We start from the raw sequence: 13,719 nt of genomic DNA on the forward strand, positions 1-13,719 counted from the left end.
TGGGAACGTCCTTATGAACGTGATTCTCTCCGACGCCGAGTTCCTGCAGTTTCGTAACCTCATTCATCAAATCGCAGGCATCAGCCTTTCCGACGCCAAAAAACAGTTGGTCAGCGCTCGGCTGGCCAAGCGATTGCAAGTATTCAAGCTCAATACCTACGGCGCTTACTACAAGGTATTGATGAAGGACAGTACGGAGTTGCAGGTGGCAGTCGACATGCTGACGACCAACGAAACCTACTTTTTTCGCGAGCCCAAGCATTTTGATTTCCTGCGTGATGTGGCGCTGCCCGAACTGCGTGGCAGCGGGCCTCTGCGCATCTGGAGTGGCGCCTGCTCCACCGGTGAAGAGCCCTACACCCTGGCGATGGTCCTGGCGGACAACCTTGCGGGCAGGCCCTGGGAGATTGTTGCGTCGGACATCAGCAGCCGGGTGTTGGACAAAGCCCGCCAGGGACGCTACCCCCTCGAAAGTACGCGTGGCATTCCTGAGGCGCTGCTCAACAAGTATTGCCTCAAGGGTGTCGGCGCCAACCACGGTTGCTTCATGGTTGAACCGGCACTTGCCTCAAGGATCGATTTCCAGGCCATCAATTTGAATAATCCGCTGCCGAAACTCGGGATGTTCGACGTGATCTTCCTGCGCAACGTGATGATCTATTTTGACAACGACACCAAAGTGCAAGTGGTCAAGCGCCTGATCAGCCATCTCAAGCCCGGCGGGTATTTTCTGGTGAGCCATTCGGAGAGCCTCAATGGCATCACCGATGAGCTGCGACTGGTAAAACCTTCAATCTACCGGAGGCCACATGCCTGACACCCGCGAGATTTTCCTGAATCCTGGCGAATGGTTTTTCGGCTCTGGCTCGATTCGGATACGCACCGTGCTGGGGTCGTGTGTTGCATTGGTGTTCTGGCATCCACGGCGCTTGTTGGGAGGCATGTGTCACTACCTGCTGCCTCAGCGTGCAGTGACGAACCCGGGTGCTTTAGACGGTCGTTACGGCAATGAGGCGCTCGAATTGTTGCTCGGCAGAATACACGCGAGCAAGGCCAGGCCTGCCGAGTTCAGAATCAGCGTATTTGGCGGTGGGAACATGTTTCCTGGGCTTGTGCGTTCGGACAGTCACTACGTCGGGCAGCGCAATGTCGAACAAGCCCGGCACCTGCTCGACCTGCATCAGTTGCATTGTCACAACTTTCACGTGGAAGGCGTGGGTTATCGAACCGTGGTGTTTGATCTTGGCAATGGCGACATTGAGCTCAACTACCTGGCCCTACAGAAACAAACCGGCAGCCCTCGTGGAGAGCGTGCGACATGAGCCTTATCAAAGTACTGATCATTGACGATTCCGCCGTGGTTCGCCAAGTGCTGACGGCGACCCTGGGGCAAGACCCTGCCATCGAAGTCATCGGCGCGGCGGCGGACCCGGTGTTTGCCATGGATAAAATGAACAAGCAGTGGCCGGATGTGATTGTGCTGGACGTAGAGATGCCACGGATGGATGGCATTACGTTCCTCAAGAAGCTGATGGCCGAACACCCCACGCCGGTGGTCATCTGCTCCACGTTGACCGAGAAGGGCGCGGCCACCACCATGCAGGCCCTGGCTGCCGGGGCAGTCAGTATTGTGACCAAGCCACAACTCAATTTGCGCCAGTTTCTGACCGACAGTTCCGATGAGTTGGCCGGTGCCGTCAAGGCGGCCGCCAAGGCCAATATGAAACGTATGGTGCCTTCCGGCGAACGCGCCGCCGTGAGGTTGAATGCCGATGTCATTCTTCCTGCGGGTACCCAAGCGATGGCGCGTACCACCGAAAACATCGTCGCCATTGGTACGTCTACGGGGGGGACTCAAGCCCTGGAGTTGGTGCTGACCGCCTTGCCCAGGGTGTGCCCGGGCATTGTAATTGTGCAGCACATGCCTGAACACTTCACTGCGGCGTTTGCCGAGCGCCTCAATCGATTATGCGAGATTGAGGTCAGGGAGGCGAAGAATGGCGACCGCGTCATTCCCGGTTGCGCACTGATTGCTCCTGGCGGCAGGCATATGTTGCTCAAGCGCAGCGGTGCTCAATACCAGGTTGAAATTGTTGACGGTCCTCCCGTCAGCCGGCATCGCCCTTCCGTTGATGTACTGTTCCGATCCGTCGCGCGCAGTGCCGGCGCTAACGCGCTGGGTATCATCATGACGGGCATGGGGGACGACGGCGCCCGTGGCCTGAAGGAAATGCACGACAACGGGGCCCGCACCCTCGGCCAGGATGAAGAGTCCTGTGTGGTGTACGGCATGCCGAAGGAAGCATTCAAGCTGGGTGCGGTAGAGCGTGAGTTGCCCCTGGAACATATTTCGGCAGCGATTTTGCAATCGATGCATCAACGCCGCTGACTGTTCAGATTTCTGTATGGAAGTTGTTTTAAATCACGGCAGCAGCGGGCGAATGCGAGTTAGATAATAATGCCGTTCACTAATGGGTTGGAATGGTGGAAGGCATGGCCTTGCGTACATCCATTTGAATAGAAACAGGCTAGTAGTTTTAGGACCTTTGTCAGCAGCGTCCATGTTCTTGTTTTTTTCACGAAGAATTTACATGTTGCTTCGTAGCATGTTGCTATTGCGGTATTGAGGCTGGTTTCGGGAGAGTTTATGTCAGGTTTGATGGCGTCAATTAACAGTCGCACACAACTGGTAGGGCAAAATCGACTGGAACTCTTGCTCTTCCGATTCGATAATCGCCAGTTGTACGGAATCAATGTATTTAAAGTCAGGGAGGTTATTCGCTGCCCAAAACTTTCCATGATGCCAAAGTCTAATATCAATATTTGTGGCGTGGCGAATATAAGGGGTAGCTGCATTCCGATTCTGGACTTGGCAATGGCAACAGGGTTGCCGGGCGTCAAGGATGTTGAAAATGCCTTTGTTATTCTCACGGAGTATAACAACCGTGTTCAAGGGTTCCTGGTGTATGCCGTTGAGCACATTGTCAACTTGAACTGGGAAGATATCCATCCGCCTCCCATGGGGAGTGGTGACAACAACTATTTAACGGCGGTAACGCGTAGCGATAATCGTTTGGTAGAAATTATCGACGTTGAAAAGGTACTGACCGAGATTTCGCCATGCTCCGAGGAGATTTCCCCGGGGGTAGTCGATGACGAAGTGAACCAAACGGCGCAGCACCTGCGCGTATTGACCGTAGATGACTCGATGGTGGCGCGTAAGCAGGTGACCCGTTGCCTGGAAACCGTGGGCGTTGAGGTTGTCGCGTTAAATGATGGTCGACAGGCTCTGGATTACCTTCGGGCAATGCTTGATGAAGGGCGTAAGCCGGATGAGGAGTTTCTGATGATGATTTCGGACATCGAAATGCCAGAAATGGATGGCTATACGTTGACCACCGAAATCCGTAACGACCCACGAATGGCAAACCTGCACATCGTTTTGCACACCTCGTTATCCGGGGGGTTTAACCAAGCCATGGTCAAGAAAGTCGGCGCCGATGACTTCCTGGCAAAGTTTCGCCCGGATGATTTGGCCGGTCGTGTAGTAGCCCGGATCAAAAATACCAGAGCCGGCTGATCTTCAGCACCGCAACACGCCAGCCAAGGAGGCTTTATAGGAACGCCATACAATAAACTCAACGAGGGCGTGTCATGTTGAAATGCAATGAGCTCTATCAGTTGGATATTGACAGCGAGGCAAGGCCATTTTGGAGGGATCGCCCAACCCGCCCTGACGTGAAGGTCTATTGCGCCCTGGGTTGCGGGAGTGCAACACCAGGCGATAGCGTTTCTTCAACCCCGGCTTTGCCACTCCCAACTTCGTGCTCAACACAGACAACGATGAGCGAAGAACTGGTAGCCGCCAGGAAAATCTGCGCTAGATCCAAGGCAGCCGTAATCGAGATGTTTAGTCATGCACGCATGGGCAAAGCCCTGGAACTCAAAAACATCAGCGCGTTGGTCGACGACATTTCCAATTCGATTTCGCGCCACCCGGACGCATTTATCAACCTGGCTCGGTTGAAGAGTATCGACGACTACACTTACATGCATTCGGTCGCCGTTTGCGGGTTGATGATTGCCTTGGGCAATCAACTCGGTCTGCCCGAAACCTTGATGCGCAGGGCAGGGCTGGCAGGTCTGCTTCACGATATTGGAAAAATGGCTATCTCCGGCGCCATTCTTAACAAACCTGGCCGACTGAGCGAGGACGAACTGCAGTTGGTCCGAACCCATCCGCTTGAAGGCGAAAAAACCCTGTTGGCCACATCGCAGGTGTGCGAAATGATCGTGGATGTGTGCCTGCACCACCATGAACGGGTGGATGGCACAGGCTACCCGCATCGGTTGGCAGGCGAGCAGATCAGCCTCTTTTCTCGCATGGCCGCTGTTTGCGATGTTTATGACGCGATCACCTCCGACCGCTCCTATAACGAGGGCTGGGATCCGGCCGTTGCTATCCAGCACATGTCGACCAGCGAGGGACACTTTGATGACCACGTATTCAGGGCATTTTTAAAGTCAGTGGGTATTTACCCAGTGGGCTCGATTGTTCAACTGAAGAGTGGAGGTATCGGTGTTGTCATCGAACAGCATGCTCATTCTCTGCTGACGCCTAAAGTTAAACTGTTTTTTTTGCCCGTGCTGAATATTCACATAAAGCCGAGAATCGTAGACCTGAGTGACCCTTTGCAGAGTGACCGGATCGTCGAGCGTGTACCTGCCCAGCGTTATGGGTTCAAGAATACTGAGTTGCTGTGGCTGGAAGAAACGACGCACCAGTAATTGTAGTTTAAAACCTAGTTGTCATGTCATCGGTCGCGGGTTAATTAACTAGCCGGGCAGAGGCTCAAGCAGCGATGATTGTTAGTTTTGCCGAGTGTGCAAGGACAGCGAAGTGCCGACGTTAACTTATGCCGGCGATAATTACCGTGGGCAGGAGATACCATGAAATTCAACTCATTGCAGACTCGAATTTGTTTCACTGCGGGCCTTTGTTTATTTATATCATCGGCCAGTCTGGTCCTCTACGGGGTCTTCTCCGCCAGCGCAAACCAGAAGTACGTCACCGGAGAAGTTTCCACGCAGATTGAAAACTCAACGATACGCGAAGTGCAAAACCTTGCGGAGTCGCGGGCGAATGCTATCCAGGCAAAATTGCAAAATGCCCTGGATTCGGCGCGAACCCTGGCCAATGCATTCGCGGCCAGCAAGACCGCGCAAAGCCCACTGTCGTTAGGCCGCGAACAGATCAATACGATGTTGCTCAGCGTGCTTAAGGACAACCCCGACTTCAACGGCACTTATTCCTGCTGGGAGCCGGATGCACTGGACGGCCAGGATCAGGCGTTTCGCAATGGCGAAGGCGGCAATAACCCATTGACCGGGCGCTTCACGCCTTACTGGACACGCAGTTCGGACGGCCATATCGCGGTTCAACCCTTGGTGGAATATGACTCCCAGGCTCGTCATCCCAATGGCGTGCCCAAAGGTGGCTGGTACACGGGGCCCCGCGACACTCAGAAAGAAAGCGTCCTGGACCCCATTCCTTATGTCGTTCAAGGCAAGAACGTCTGGCTGACCACGCTTTCAGTGCCGATCACAGCCAATGGCAAGTTTTATGGCGTAGTCGGCGCTGACTTCGATATTGCCTTCATCCAGAAACTCAGCGAACAAATGTCAGCCGAGCTTTACGGTGGCAAAGGCTCCGTCTCGATCCTGAGCAATCAGGGGCTGGTCGTTGCAGACAGCGCGCGCACCGATCTGATCGGCCAACCCTTGAAGGGGTTACTGCCCGAGACCTGGGAAAAAACCCTCGCCGATATCCAGAGCGCGCGCGGTGTCGGACAACTCAACAAGGACAGTCAGAACATCGAAGTGTTGATGCCTATTCAGTTGGGCCGCACCGGCAAGCCATGGGCCATATTGATTCGTCTGCCCAAGGCCGTGGTGATGAGCCACGCGATTGCCCTGGAGCAGGAGATGCAATCGCGCAGTGTCAGCAACAGTGTCTGGCAGGTGTCAGTGGGCGTTGTCATTTCCTTGCTGGCCCTGGTAGCCCTGTGGTTTGCCACCGCAAAAATTGTCGGGCCGATTCGTGAAGCCGCCGCGCTGGCGGCGAGCATCAGCCTGGGTGATTTCTCACGCCGCCTGGTTCAGAAGTCCGAAGATGAAGTCGGGCAATTGTCTTTTGCCCTGAACGATATGTCAGAAAGCCTGCAACGCCAGGTCAGAATCGCCGAGCGCATTTCCGAAGGTGACCTGGATCTGGACGTCCGTCTTTCATCACCCCAGGACTCCCTTGGCAAATCACTGGAGAAAATGGTCACTAACCTGAATAACCTGATTTCGGAAGTCCAGGTCAGCGCCACTCAAATCACCGGTAGCTCCGCACAAGTCACTGAGTTGAGTCAGTCGCTGTCCGATGGCGCGTCGAATTCCGCCTCGTCGATTACCGAAATCAGCGCCGTGATGACGCAGATGGCGGCACAGACCACCGACAACGCCGCCAATGCCAAAAAGGCTGACGAGCAGTCCCAGGCGTCACGGGCCGACGCAGGCGAAAGTGACAAGTTAATGAGCGAGTTGATTGCCGCCATGGCCGAAATCGACAACTCAGGCAAAGACATCACCGCCATCATCACCACTATCGACAACATCGCAGCCCAAACCAACCTGCTGGCGTTGAACGCCGCGATCGAGGCAGCCAGAGCCGGGGAGCTTGGCCGCGGGTTTGCGGTGGTCGCTGACGAAGTGCGCAGCCTGGCGGCTCGCAGTGCCGAAGCCGCTCAACAAACGGCGGCCTTGATAGCCGACTCTTCGGTCAAAACCCAACGCGGTATGATCATTGCGGGCCGTACCGCCGACTCGTTGAGAAATATCGTCAGCGGAACCAGCGCTGTTTCAAGTCTGGTATCACTGATCTACCAGGCATCGAGCGAGCAGGCATCCGGCTTACAACAGGCCAGCATCGGCCTTGAGCAGATCGATGAAGTCACTCAGCAGAATCAGACCAACTCACAGGAGTGCGCAGAGGCGGCCAGGAATCTGTCGGAACGAGCGAGTACGATGCAACGCGGTCTCGGCCGTTTCAAAGTCAAAAGCAGCTAGGGTCTACACCTGCACTGTGGACGTTAACGATCGGAGGGTGATCCTGACTGACTACAAAATCAGTTTTGCCCACGATGGACTGGAACAAGCGCTTTACATCAGCGCGCAAGATTGTGAAGAGGCACATACGTGGCGTTATATCGCAGACAGCCTTGGGGGCTCCTGCCGAAGCGAGCCTCGTTTCCCGCTCCAAATATAGAAAAAGCGCCACTCATGGAGTGGCGTTTTTTTTACGCGCTCATTTCGGCCTGTATCAATAAACCTGAGGCACGATAAGTTCCGGTGGCGTTGGACTGCGGGAATAGTCCTCCTGCCTGACGCGTTGCGGCAGTTCGATGACCGGTAGCTCCACTTCTTCATAGGGCATCTGCCCGAGCAGGTGGTTGATGCAGTTGAGCCGGGCTTTTTTCTTGTCATCGGCTTGCACCACCCACCACGGCGCTTCGGCGATGTGGGTACGCTCGAGCATGATTTCCTTGGCCTTTGTATAAGCCTCCCAGCGCCGACGCGACTCCAGGTCCATGGGGCTGAGTTTCCACTGTTTGAGCGGATCGTGAATGCGACTAAGAAAGCGCAGATGCTGTTCCTGGTCGAAAATGGAGAACCAATACTTGATCAGCTGGATGCCGGAGCGGGCGAGCATGCGCTCGAACTCGGGTACGGTGCGGAAGAACTCCTCGTACTGGTCTTCGTTGCAAAACCCCATGACTTGTTCAACGCCCGCACGGTTGTACCAGCTGCGGTCAAACAGCACGATTTCACCGGCGGCCGGCAGGTGTGAGACGTAGCGCTGGAAGTACCATTGCGTCTGTTCGCGGTCGTTGGGTGCAGGCAGCGCGGCGACGCGACAGACTCGAGGGTTGAGGCGTTGGGTAATGCGCTTGATGACACCGCCTTTGCCGGCGGCATCCCGCCCTTCAAACAGAATCACGACTTTGTGGCCCGTCTTGACCACCCAGCTTTGCAGCTTCACCAGTTCGCCTTGCAGGCGGAACAGTTCGCTGAAATAAATCCTTCGAGCAGCCTTCTCGGCGCTTTCCTCAACGTGCTCATCAAACAGGGTGTTGAGGTCATGCCCGTCTTCGGATAACTCCAGTTCCAGTTCTTCGTCACTGTGATCAAGCAGCTCACGGTGGATGCGCTGTATCAAGGCGTCTTCGGTTGAGTGCATGGGAGGAACTCGCGTCGGGGAGGGGAGTGGCAGAGTGTTAGTCGCAACTTGTTACGAAGTAATTACACGCGCACGCGCTGCTGCGGAGGCGGTAAACGGGGACAAAAGCGCTTCGCCATTCAATTTTCATAAAAACGTAACAAACCTATTGCAGAGTGCGGGAGCCCGTTATCACAAGGAGTTTCCTTAATGAAAAGCTTGATGAAGTCTGCTGCACTCGCCGTTGCGGTTTCTCTTTGTGCCAGTTCCATGGCGTTTGCTGAGGAAAGCGTTCGTCTGACAGGTTCCGGCGCCAGTTTCCCGGCACCGATCTACCTCACCTGGTTCAAGGATTTCAGCAAGAAAACCGCGGGTGTCACTGTGGATTATCAATCCAAGGGCAGTGGCGCAGGTGTGCAGGACTTCCTGAATAAAACCGTGGATTTCGCCGCCAGTGACTCGGCCATGAAAGATGAAGACATCGCCAAGGTTGCCGAGGGTGTGCAATTGCTGCCGATGACGGCGGGCGAAATCGTGCTGGCGTTTAACCTGCCGGGCAATCCTAAAGAGCTTAAGTTGCCTCGTGACGTTTACTCCAACATCTTCCTGGGCAAGATCACCAAGTGGAACGATCCGCAGATCGTCGCAGCCAACCCGAGCCTGAAACTGCCTGATATGCCGATCACCGTTGTGGTGCGTGCAGACTCCAGCGGTACCACTGCGGTATTCACCAAGCACTTGGCGGCAATCAACCCGGCGTTCCAGAAGGACCTGGGTGAAGGCAACACCGTCAACTGGCCAGCCAGCGACAAATTCATCAAATCGCCGAAAAACGATGGTGTGACCGCCACCGTGCGCCAGACCCCAGGCGCAATCGGCTACATCGAATACGGTTTTGCCAAGCTGGCCAAAGTTGACTTTGCCCAACTGCAGAACAAAGCCGGCAAGTACGTTGTACCTAACGCCGAAAGCGGTGCCGAGGCCCTGGCAGCAGTGAAAATGCCGGAAAGCCTGGTGGCCTGGCTGCCGGATCCGGACGGTGCCAAGTCCTACCCGATCACTTCCTACACCTGGATGATCTTCCGCAAGGACAACGGAAACCCGGCCAAGGCCAAAGCCATGCGCGAAATGGTCGAATACAGCCTGACCGAGGGGCAGAAAATCGCTGACTCGATGGGTTACATCCCTCTGCCGCAATCGGTTGTCGATCAGGTTCGCAAAGCGTCCGCCAACATCAAGTAACGCTCGTGAGGCCTCTCTCGGTGTACGCGCTCAGCCACGCCGGGGGAGTTTCCCCCCTGTTCCGGAACTAGCCAATGAACTCACCTTTTGTCGTACCGGTTAACCCGGATTCCGCCTGCCAGCCGCCCTCTACAAAGGATTTCCTGGTTGATCGCACCTTCCGTGCGCTTGCGCGAATAGGGGTGGTTCTGATTCTGGCGTTGGTCTTCGCCTTGGTCTTCGAGGTAGGACGCAAGGCCCTTCCAGGCATGGAAAAGCACGGTTTTGACGTGATTTTCGGCAGTGTCTGGGACGTTAATCAAGGCAAGTACGGCATTTTGCCGGCTATTTGGGGCACGCTGTACAGCGCCCTGATCGCGTTGCTGATCGCAGGCTTTTTCGGCGTCAGCATGGCGATTTTCCTGACCCAGGATTTCCTGCCGGCGAAGCTGGCAGCCGTGTTTCGTACCATCGTCGAATTACTCGCGGCCATCCCCAGCGTGGTGTATGGCCTGTGGGGCATCTACGTGGTGATCCCGGCGATTCGCCCGCTCACCGCGTGGTTGAACAGTGAACTGGGCTGGATACCTTTTTTCGGCACGTCCTTGAGCGGGCCGGGGCTGCTCCCTGCGGCGCTGGTATTGGCCATCATGATTCTGCCGACCATCGCCGCCGTTTCCCAGGACGCCCTCACCAGCGTACCGATGAAAACCAAGCAGGCCGCCTACGGCATGGGCACCACCCACTGGGAAGCGATTCTCAAGGTGATGGTGCCGTCTGCTGCCACGGGCATTTTCGGCTCCCTGGTCCTCGGCCTGGGCCGCGCGCTGGGTGAAACCATGGCGCTGGCCATGCTGGTGGGTAACGCAAACAACATTTCGCTTTCTCTGTTTGCGCCGGCCAACACGTTGGCCGCCTTGTTGGCGCTGAACTTCCCCGAAGCCGGGCCCAACGAGATCGAGGTGTTGATGTATGCCGCACTGGTGCTGATGTTCATCACGCTGCTGGTGAACATCATCGGTTCGATGATCATGCTCTACGCCCAGCGGGGTACCAAATGATGACTAACCTCACATCTCCTGTAGCCGCCGTCCCCAGCCTGCAGCGCAAGTTCGAAGGCCGCGCCCTGCGTAGCCTGGTGTTGACCACGCTGGTCTGGTTTGGCGCGCTGCTGGCTAGCGTGCCGCTGATTTCCGTGCTCTACATGCTGATCACGCGTGGCGGGGCACGGCTGAGCCTGGAGGTATTCACCGAACTGCCGCCCACCGGTTTCGAGACGGGCGGCGGCTTCGGCAACGCGATGGCAGGCACCTTCGTCATGGTCGGTATCGCGGCCGCGATCGCGGTGCCGGTCGGCATCATGGCAGCCATCTTCCTGGCTGAACTGGGGCCCGACAGCAAGCTGGCAAACGCCGCGCGTTTTGCCGCCAAGATGCTCACGGGCCTGCCGTCCATTCTGGCCGGTGTATTTGCCTACGCCCTGGTAGTCATGACCACCGGTACCTACTCGGCGCCGGCAGGTGGCGTGGCACTGGCGGTGCTGATGCTGCCCATCGTCGTGCTGACGGCTGAAGAGTCGATGCGGATGGTGCCCAAGATCATGAAGGACGCCGCCTACGGCATGGGCTGCACCCGCTCGCAGGTCATCTGGAAAATCATCCTGCCCACCGGCATGCCGGCGATCCTCACGGGCGTGATGCTGGCCGTGGCACGCGCTGCGGGCGAAACCGCGCCGTTGTTGTTTACCGCGCTGTTCAGTAACTACTGGATCTACCACGACGGCAGCCTGGCGGTCATGAATCCGACGGCATCGCTTGCCGTGCTGATTTACAACTTTTCCGGCATGCCCTTCGACAACCAGCTCGAACTCGCCTGGGCAGCTTCGCTGGTGCTGGTGATGATCGTGCTGGTGGTGAACATTGTGAGCCGCATTTTCGGCAAGCCCAAGTATTGAGAACGGGAGCAACTGAACTTTGAACGTATCAACTGCGCAAATAGCCGCTCCGTTTGTCACCCAGGAGCCTGTGGTCATGGACTGCAAGCTCGACAAGATTTTCTACGGCAACTTCATGGCGGTGCGTGACAGCCATGTGCCGATTGAGAAAAACAAGATCACCGGCTTTATTGGTCCTTCCGGCTGCGGCAAAAGTACCGTGTTGCGCAGCCTCAACCGGATGAACGACCTGGTGAAGGGTTTTCGCTTTGAGGGGCATGTGCATTTCCTCGGGCAAGACGTCTATGGCAAGGGCGTAGACCCGGTGGTCGTGCGTCGCTATATCGGCATGGTGTTTCAGCAGCCGAACCCGTTCTCGATGAGCATCTTCGACAACGTCGCTTTCGGCCTGCGCCTCAATCGCTACAAGGGCGACCTGGGCGACCGCGTCAAGCACGCCCTGCAAGGCGCCGCGCTGTGGGATGAAGTCAAGGACAAGCTCAAGGTCAGTGGCCTGTCACTTTCCGGTGGCCAGCAGCAACGGCTGTGTATTGCGCGTGCTATCGCCACCGAACCGGAAGTGCTGTTGCTGGATGAGCCCTGTTCGGCGCTCGACCCGATCGCCACTCGCCGGGTTGAAGAGTTGATGGTCGAGTTGAAGAAGGACTACACCATCGCCCTGGTGACCCACAATATGCAGCAGGCCATTCGCGTGGCTGACACGACCGCCTTTTTCTCGGTGGATATTTCCCAGGGCTCGCGCACCGGCTACCTGGTTGAGATGGGCCCGACTGCCGAGATTTTCGGCAGCCCGCGCGAAAAAATGACCGAGGATTACATCAGCGGCAAATTCAGCTAGGCAGCACACGTCCGATCAAGGCCGTATGCCACCAATGCCGAAAAACGGCGTTGGCCGGCATCCGGTCGTTTTACTTTCTTATCTACTGTTTCGCAGGGTCGCCAATGTCTGCAACGCGTCGTCTTGATTTACCCGCGATTGAACGCGCACTGCGTAAGGTGCAGGGCCGTTTTGCCGAGCTCAGCCGGGACTTTACCGAGCAGCGTGACCCCTTGACCGACGAGGTGTTGCAGAATGTGCTTGAAGGCTATGCGCTGATTGATGACTATGTCGCACGCGGCGTCGACCTGTTCGACCTTCAGCAACTGAACCTGATGCTGGAGATCAATGCCACCGTGCTCTGCGGCAAGGACCCGGTACGTCGACTGGAATACGCTCAGCACCTGGCGGCTACCGAGGAACACTTCTTCAACAATGTTGAGGGGGGAATAAAGGACTTGTACAACTGGTATTGCGCCTATCGCAGCGAGTCCGTCTGGAAGCGCGCGGCCGGTGTCTATGTGCGCATCCTCAGCAAACCGCAATTGTTCATTGAAGGTAACAACCGCAGCGGGTCGCTTATCGTCAGCTATTTGCTCATGCGTGCAGGCTTGCCGCCGTTTGTGCTGACGCTGGAAAACGCCGAGGGCTACTTCAACCCCTCATCGGTGATACGCAACTCCGCCAAGCATGGTGTAAAGGCTTTGTACGAATTGCCCAAGATCAAGAAAAAATATGCAGCCTTCCTGGAAGAGCAGGCGCCCGATCCCAAGGCGTTTTTCCTGGGCGAAACACCGCTGCCTGCCTATAAGGGAGGCCACTGATGAGCCGGTATCCAACCCTGCAGACATGCCGGGTTTACAGCGCGCGGGCGTGGCAGGCCATCAAGTCTTGCATGCCGGCACCCCTGTCCAGGCGCCCGCGCATCCGTATTTCGTTTGATATCGATGACACCTTGGCGTGTCAGCTCCACCACTGCGCTGTCGAACACAGCTGGCTGCCTGCCTGTATCCACCGGTGGCTGGGCGAGCCGTTGCGCATGGGCACACGCTCGCTGACCCGCGAGCTACGGCGCCAGGGCTGCAGTGTGTGGGTCTACACCTCGTCTGGTCGAACACCGTCCTACATCAAGCGTTGGTTGCTGCTGTACGGCATCCGTGTCGACGGCGTGGTAAACAGTGTGCTGCACAACCGCGCCCTGGCGGTGCATGGGTTGTTGAACTCGCCCTCGAAATTTCCGCCGGCATTCGACATCGACTTGCATGTCGATGATTCCGAAGGCGTGCAGCTTGAAGGCCATGATCACGGCTTTCGCGTGGTTGTGGTGAACCCAGAGGATGAGCACTGGGCGCAGAGGGTCCTGGATGCCGTCGCTGAAGTCCAGGCGCAACTTGCCAGGCAGCAACCGCTTAGGCATCCGCAACCGGTGCCACGACGCTCAGAAATTTTCTCCTCCTGACGCTA

General features: G+C 56.5%; 13 protein-coding genes. 12 read left to right on the forward strand and 1 reads right to left on the reverse strand.

Going from position 1 to position 13,719, the window contains the following annotated elements:
- The first annotated feature begins 13 nt into the window (after positions 1–13).
- From CEC48_RS09085 to CEC48_RS09110, 6 genes are all read left to right on the forward strand, one after another.
- Positions 14–817, forward strand: a complete 804-nt coding sequence (locus CEC48_RS09085; protein WP_088423430.1) for a protein-glutamate O-methyltransferase CheR — start codon at positions 14–16, stop codon at positions 815–817.
- A complete protein-coding gene (locus CEC48_RS09090) occupies positions 810–1,322 on the forward strand; it encodes a chemotaxis protein CheD (RefSeq protein ID WP_088423431.1) in 513 nt (170 codons plus the stop codon). Before CEC48_RS09085 ends, CEC48_RS09090 begins: the two co-directional genes overlap by 8 nt.
- Positions 1,319–2,389 carry a chemotaxis response regulator protein-glutamate methylesterase gene (locus CEC48_RS09095; protein WP_088423432.1) on the forward strand — a complete coding sequence of 357 codons (1,071 nt, stop codon included), beginning with the start codon at positions 1,319–1,321 and terminating at the stop codon, positions 2,387–2,389. Before CEC48_RS09090 ends, CEC48_RS09095 begins: the two co-directional genes overlap by 4 nt.
- Before the next feature lie 258 nt (positions 2,390–2,647).
- Positions 2,648–3,580, forward strand: a complete 933-nt coding sequence (locus CEC48_RS09100; protein ID WP_088423433.1) for a chemotaxis protein CheV — start codon at positions 2,648–2,650, stop codon at positions 3,578–3,580.
- A gap of 74 nt (positions 3,581–3,654) precedes the next feature.
- On the forward strand, positions 3,655–4,788 hold the full coding sequence (locus CEC48_RS09105; protein WP_371917752.1) for an HD domain-containing phosphohydrolase: 1,134 nt from the start codon (positions 3,655–3,657) through the stop codon (positions 4,786–4,788).
- Between the two features lie 327 nt (positions 4,789–5,115).
- Positions 5,116–7,113 (forward strand): methyl-accepting chemotaxis protein, encoded by a 1,998-nt coding sequence (locus CEC48_RS09110; protein WP_371917753.1) that lies wholly within the window; start codon positions 5,116–5,118, stop codon positions 7,111–7,113.
- Between the two features lie 253 nt (positions 7,114–7,366).
- Here the strand turns inward: CEC48_RS09110 and ppk2 are convergent, their stop codons facing one another.
- On the reverse strand, positions 7,367–8,284 hold the full coding sequence (ppk2, locus tag CEC48_RS09115; RefSeq protein ID WP_088423436.1) for a polyphosphate kinase 2: 918 nt from the start codon (positions 8,282–8,284) through the stop codon (positions 7,367–7,369).
- 189 nt (positions 8,285–8,473) lie between these two features.
- Between ppk2 and pstS the strand changes: the two genes are divergently transcribed.
- The 6 genes from pstS to CEC48_RS09145 all read left to right on the forward strand — a co-directional run bounded on the left by pstS (position 8,474) and on the right by CEC48_RS09145 (position 13,714).
- Complete coding sequence (gene pstS / locus CEC48_RS09120) at positions 8,474–9,505, forward strand: phosphate ABC transporter substrate-binding protein PstS (protein ID WP_088423437.1); 1,032 nt, start codon at positions 8,474–8,476, stop codon at positions 9,503–9,505.
- A gap of 74 nt (positions 9,506–9,579) precedes the next feature.
- Complete coding sequence (gene pstC, locus CEC48_RS09125) at positions 9,580–10,545, forward strand: phosphate ABC transporter permease subunit PstC (RefSeq protein WP_088423438.1); 966 nt, start codon at positions 9,580–9,582, stop codon at positions 10,543–10,545.
- Positions 10,545–11,438, forward strand: coding sequence for a phosphate ABC transporter permease PstA (gene pstA / locus CEC48_RS09130; protein ID WP_088423439.1), 894 nt, complete (start codon positions 10,545–10,547; stop codon positions 11,436–11,438). Before pstC ends, pstA begins: the two co-directional genes overlap by 1 nt.
- Positions 11,439–11,514: 76 nt before the next feature.
- The gene (gene pstB / locus CEC48_RS09135; protein WP_218192528.1) at positions 11,515–12,276 is read left to right on the forward strand and encodes a phosphate ABC transporter ATP-binding protein PstB; all 762 of its coding nucleotides are present in this window, start codon (positions 11,515–11,517) and stop codon (positions 12,274–12,276) included.
- A 104-nt stretch (positions 12,277–12,380) separates the two neighbouring features.
- Positions 12,381–13,079 (forward strand): hypothetical protein, encoded by a 699-nt coding sequence (locus tag CEC48_RS09140; RefSeq protein ID WP_088423441.1) that lies wholly within the window; start codon positions 12,381–12,383, stop codon positions 13,077–13,079.
- The gene (locus CEC48_RS09145; RefSeq protein ID WP_088423442.1) at positions 13,079–13,714 is read left to right on the forward strand and encodes a hypothetical protein; all 636 of its coding nucleotides are present in this window, start codon (positions 13,079–13,081) and stop codon (positions 13,712–13,714) included. The genes CEC48_RS09140 and CEC48_RS09145 overlap by 1 nt, the downstream gene beginning before the upstream one ends.
- Positions 13,715–13,719: the final 5 nt, after the last annotated feature.

Origin of the sequence: Pseudomonas sp. K2I15 (genome assembly GCF_002204795.1) — a bacterium.
Lineage (GTDB): Bacteria > Pseudomonadota > Gammaproteobacteria > Pseudomonadales > Pseudomonadaceae > Aquipseudomonas.

Coding starts and splice junctions, on each gene's coding strand:
- CEC48_RS09085 (WP_088423430.1), top strand. CDS start 14: ATGAACGTGATTCTCTCCGACGCCGAGTTCCTGCAGTTTCGTAACCTC.
- CEC48_RS09090 (WP_088423431.1), top strand. CDS start 810: ATGCCTGACACCCGCGAGATTTTCCTGAATCCTGGCGAATGGTTTTTC.
- CEC48_RS09095 (WP_088423432.1), top strand. CDS start 1,319: ATGAGCCTTATCAAAGTACTGATCATTGACGATTCCGCCGTGGTTCGC.
- CEC48_RS09100 (WP_088423433.1), top strand. CDS start 2,648: ATGTCAGGTTTGATGGCGTCAATTAACAGTCGCACACAACTGGTAGGG.
- CEC48_RS09105 (WP_371917752.1), top strand. CDS start 3,655: ATGTTGAAATGCAATGAGCTCTATCAGTTGGATATTGACAGCGAGGCA.
- ppk2 (WP_088423436.1), bottom strand. CDS start 8,284: ATGCACTCAACCGAAGACGCCTTGATACAGCGCATCCACCGTGAGCTG.
- pstS (WP_088423437.1), top strand. CDS start 8,474: ATGAAAAGCTTGATGAAGTCTGCTGCACTCGCCGTTGCGGTTTCTCTT.
- pstC (WP_088423438.1), top strand. CDS start 9,580: ATGAACTCACCTTTTGTCGTACCGGTTAACCCGGATTCCGCCTGCCAG.
- pstA (WP_088423439.1), top strand. CDS start 10,545: ATGACTAACCTCACATCTCCTGTAGCCGCCGTCCCCAGCCTGCAGCGC.
- pstB (WP_218192528.1), top strand. CDS start 11,515: ATGGACTGCAAGCTCGACAAGATTTTCTACGGCAACTTCATGGCGGTG.
- CEC48_RS09140 (WP_088423441.1), top strand. CDS start 12,381: ATGTCTGCAACGCGTCGTCTTGATTTACCCGCGATTGAACGCGCACTG.
- CEC48_RS09145 (WP_088423442.1), top strand. CDS start 13,079: ATGAGCCGGTATCCAACCCTGCAGACATGCCGGGTTTACAGCGCGCGG.